Genomic DNA, 3,923 nt, shown 5'->3' with positions numbered 1-3,923 from the left:
CCTGAGTGCCATGGCGGACGCAGACGTAACGCTCGTGGTAGTGGATGCAAACCATATCGAAGAGCAGGATCAGGAACTAATCGACAAAGCCGGCGCGCAAGGCCGGCACCTGATCGTAGCTAACAAGGTCGACCAAGGCGGCAAAGCCGGCCCGGATATGCTACCGGTTTCGGCGTTGACGGGGCGGGGCATCGACGAGTTGCGTGAGGCGATAGTACGCGCAGTCGCGCCGGACGGTGTAGTCGAACAGAACGGCGCGATTATCACCAACCTCCGGCAGCAGAATGCCCTGTCGAACGCTCAATCCGCACTTAGTCAAGCTCACACAGCTATCGTGGAAAACATCCCGCATGAGATGCTATTGCTCGACCTCTACGACGCACTGGGCGGCCTCGACGAACTAACGGGAAGAACGACAGCGGACGACATCTTAAACCGCATCTTCTCCACGTTCTGTATTGGTAAGTAACGGCAGCCGATCGGGACTTACCTGAGCCCGCCTGACGCGAGCAGTGTCTCGCCAGTCACCCATCCTGAGTCGGCCGAAGCTAGAAACACTGCCACGGGACCGATATCTCCAGGCTGCCCGATGCGCCCCAGCGGAGTCTGCGCCTCTAACTGATTCTGAAACTCGCTTCCGATAAACCCGGCCGTATGCGTGCCTTCGGTCTCCACCATCCCTGGATTGATCGAGTTCACGCGGATCATCTTTGGTCCGAGTTCCTTCGCGAGCACATGCGTCACCGCATCCACGGCACTCTTTGTCGCGCTGTACACCGCTGAGCCCGGGGGAGTCAAACGACTTACCGTCGACCCGATATTCACCACACTTCCGCCCTCATCTCCGAAATGCTTCACCGCTTCCTGAGTAGCTAGAAGCAGCCCTAGGACATTGGTATTGAATTGCCGGTGGAAGTGTTCTTCGGTGATCTCCGGGAGCGCTCCAAATTCATAGACTCCGGCATTGTTGACCAGCACATGCAGCGCTCCAAACGCCTCTTTGGTCTCGGCGAAGATTCGTTGAACGTCCGCCGCCTTCGACACGTCACCCTGCACCGCGACCGCTTTACCGCCGCTCTTCACGATCTGGTCGACGATTTTCTCCACGCCCTCTTTGCTGGAGCTATAGTTCACGACCACGGCCGCGCCTTCCGCCGCCAGACTCTTCGCAATGTTCGCCCCGATCCCTTTCGATGCGCCCGTAACCACTGCGACCTTACCTTTCAGTTTGCTCATTTCCATCCTTTCAAAACGTCTTGTTGACATTTCGACAACCATCTAATTGATGAAGCCGGGTTCGGGAAGGGTTCAACCCCGCGCTCAGATTTTTGCCAGATGATCCAGGTACGCCCGCAGCACGTCGCGCCGCAGCTTGAAGTGCGCGAACTTACCTTGCCGGGCAACTTTGATAAGTCCCGCGCTTTCCAGTTCTTTGAAGTGGTGCGAGAGTGTGGCCGCGCTCACCGGCTGGCATTCGCGTATATCGGTGCAAGACGCGCCGCTCTCTTGCGCTCCGATCTGCCTGAGAATTTCATAACGCCGCGGATCGGCGAGCGCTTTGGCGATCAGCTTCAGCTGTTTTTCTGCCAGTCGTTTCCCGGAATGACTCTTCCCTTGCGCCACGCTGGACCGCAGCCATCATAGCGGATCAACCGGGAACAAGACCCAGCGACCTTCAGGGGATCGATCCATCCGAGAACCGGCTCCTGGCTTCCGCGGCGCTAAGTCGACGACGCAACTCACCGCGCCATCACGGCCGCGACGCGCTCCCGGTTGTCGGAGCATAGGTTACTTCCCTTTGATTCGGGCGATTTTCTCGAGCTCGGCCCATTCCTCATCGCCAAGCTTGAGTTGAGCGGAGGCCACGTTCTCCTCTAAGTGACTTACTGACGACGTACCCGGAATCGGCAGCATCTCAGGCGACCTCCAAAGAAGCCACGCGATGCAAAGCTGCGCGACGGTAGCGCCATGTTTTCCCGCCGTTTGGTCCAGCGGGCCGCCGGGCTTCGCGAGTTCACCCGCCGCGACCGGGAACCAGGGAATGAACGCCAGTTGATGCTGCTCACAGTATTGCAGCGTATCTTCGTGTTTTCGATCGGCGATGTTGTATTGATTCTGCACGCTCACGATCGGGACAGTTCGCTGCGCGCGTTCGATCTCGTCCGGCTTGACCTCAGAAAGACCGATATGCCGGATCTTGCCTTCCTGCTGCATCTTCTTCAATTCACCAAGACTCTCTTCAACCGGCACTTTCGGGTCGATGCGATGCAGCTGGTATAAGTCGATACGTTCCAACCGCAACCGGCGCAGACTCATTTCGACTTCCTGCCGCAGATATTCGGGACGGCCAACCGGCAGCCACTTATTGGGACCCTGACGCGTCAGGCCGCCTTTCGTCGCAATGACGACACCTTCCGGATAGGGTGACAGAGTATCGCCGATGATCTGCTCACTTACGTAAGGACCGTATGAGTCGGCTGTATCGATGAAATTGACGCCGAGTTCGACCGCGCGTCGGAGGACGCGTTTTGCCTCCTCGGGGTCTTTCGGTTCACCCCAGATACCGGGCCCGGTGATACGCATGGCTCCGAAGCCAAGCCGGTTGACGGTCAGATCGCCGCCGAGTTTGAACGTGCCGCTAGCCTGTGCAGTGATTGCGCTGGATGTCATGATTTCTTAGGATTGCATGCGCCTCGCCAGTGCGCGATAACGTCCAATGTTCGACCAGGGGCGCTATTCCTGCAGCGCGAAATTCACGTCAACCGTTGTCGCGACGCGCACCGGTTCTCCGTTCAGCAGAGTCGGCTTATACTGCCATTGTTGAACCGCGGTCTTGGCAGCGTCCACCAACAGAGGATGTCCGCTAATCAGGTTCAACGACTCAATGGATCCATCTTTACCTATCATGGCGGCGAAGCGTACCGTGCCCTGAATACGCGCCTGTCTGGCCAGGGACGGGTACTCCGGCGCGACCTTGTGAATCAGGTTTGCGGCCATCACTTTACCGCCGATCCTCTGCGGCCCGATTTGCTTTTCTAACTGATTCGCCAACGCCTGGTCCTGGGCCGCTCCCGCCTCGTCACCTGCCTGCCGTCGTGCTTCAGCCCGCAGCAGATAGCCGTGCGGTTCTTCCGGTTGCAGCTTTATAGCGACTTCGGCGTCGGCAGCCGCCTGCACTGCTTTATGAACCTTCAAGTACAATGACCCGCGTGCTTCGAACAGGTAAAAGGAAGTGCGGGCTTCCGGGTCTCGGCGGATGAGCTCCGAGTAATCCGCTATGGCTTCGTTATATCGGCCGAGTTCGCGGAACGCATGCGCGCGCATCCCGTAAGCGCGCAATGAATCCGGATCCAGAAGAATCGCCCGCGACGCGTTGGAGACCACGTCTTCCCATTGCTCGTTCATCTGCATTTCCGTCGCCCGCTGCAGATAGCCCTGCGCGTCTACCGGTTGGACGTCCGCAGTGGCATCTTGACCCCAAGCGGCGGGTAACAGCGTCGCGACCACTACCGGCAAGAGGAAACGTTGCATCTGGCTCATTGTAGTCCCGCGCCGCGCAACCTGCAAATCGAATTGTGGTGACATAGAAACTGAAATGGCCTTTGTTAAAGTCGCGACGCTCGCGCAACTTCAGTCGGAACCGCTCCTTGAAGTGATGGTGGACGACAAGCCCTATGCTCTCTGCCTGGTCGACGGACAAGTTCACGCGCTCGATGGAACTTGTCCGCATCAGGGCGGCCCGCTGGGTCAGGGAATGCTCAACGGTTCCAAAATCATGTGCCCCTGGCACGCTTGGGAGTTCGATTGCGCCACCGGTCTTAATGAATATGAACCCGACGACAAAGTCGCCGTTTTTCCGGTCAAAGTAGAAGGCCAGGAAGTCCTTATCGACGTTGCCTGAACTGCCTGAAGTCGAAACCGTC

General features: G+C 58.1%; 5 protein-coding genes and 1 pseudogene. 2 read left to right on the top strand and 4 right to left on the bottom strand.

Translation table 11 applies throughout. The features are described from left to right. Positions 1-469: pseudogene (locus H1Y01_RS07795) on the top strand (tRNA uridine-5-carboxymethylaminomethyl(34) synthesis GTPase MnmE); the annotation flags it as partial. A gap of 17 nt (positions 470-486) precedes the next feature. Here H1Y01_RS07795 and H1Y01_RS07790 read toward each other — a convergent pair. From H1Y01_RS07790 to H1Y01_RS07775, 4 genes are all read right to left on the bottom strand, one after another. Then, positions 487-1,236, bottom strand: coding sequence for an SDR family NAD(P)-dependent oxidoreductase (locus H1Y01_RS07790; RefSeq protein ID WP_180539876.1), 750 nt, complete (start codon positions 1,234-1,236; stop codon positions 487-489). 84 nt (positions 1,237-1,320) lie between these two features. Further along, positions 1,321-1,623, bottom strand: coding sequence for an ArsR/SmtB family transcription factor (locus H1Y01_RS07785; RefSeq protein WP_180539875.1), 303 nt, complete (start codon positions 1,621-1,623; stop codon positions 1,321-1,323). 165 nt (positions 1,624-1,788) lie between these two features. After that, positions 1,789-2,670, bottom strand: a complete 882-nt coding sequence (locus tag H1Y01_RS07780; protein WP_180539874.1) for an aldo/keto reductase — start codon at positions 2,668-2,670, stop codon at positions 1,789-1,791. Between the two features lie 63 nt (positions 2,671-2,733). Beyond that, the gene (locus H1Y01_RS07775; RefSeq protein ID WP_219341366.1) at positions 2,734-3,531 is read right to left on the bottom strand and encodes a TonB family protein; all 798 of its coding nucleotides are present in this window, start codon (positions 3,529-3,531) and stop codon (positions 2,734-2,736) included. Positions 3,532-3,595: 64 nt separating this feature from the next. On the opposite strand from H1Y01_RS07775, the gene H1Y01_RS07770 reads away from it, so the two are divergent. After that, positions 3,596-3,901 (top strand): Rieske (2Fe-2S) protein, encoded by a 306-nt coding sequence (locus H1Y01_RS07770; RefSeq protein ID WP_180539873.1) that lies wholly within the window; start codon positions 3,596-3,598, stop codon positions 3,899-3,901. Positions 3,902-3,923 lie beyond the last annotated feature (22 nt).

This window comes from Nevskia soli (assembly GCF_903970205.1).
Lineage (GTDB): Bacteria > Acidobacteriota > Terriglobia > Bryobacterales > Bryobacteraceae > Bog-113.
This window is presented reverse-complemented; position numbering and strand designations above follow the sequence as displayed.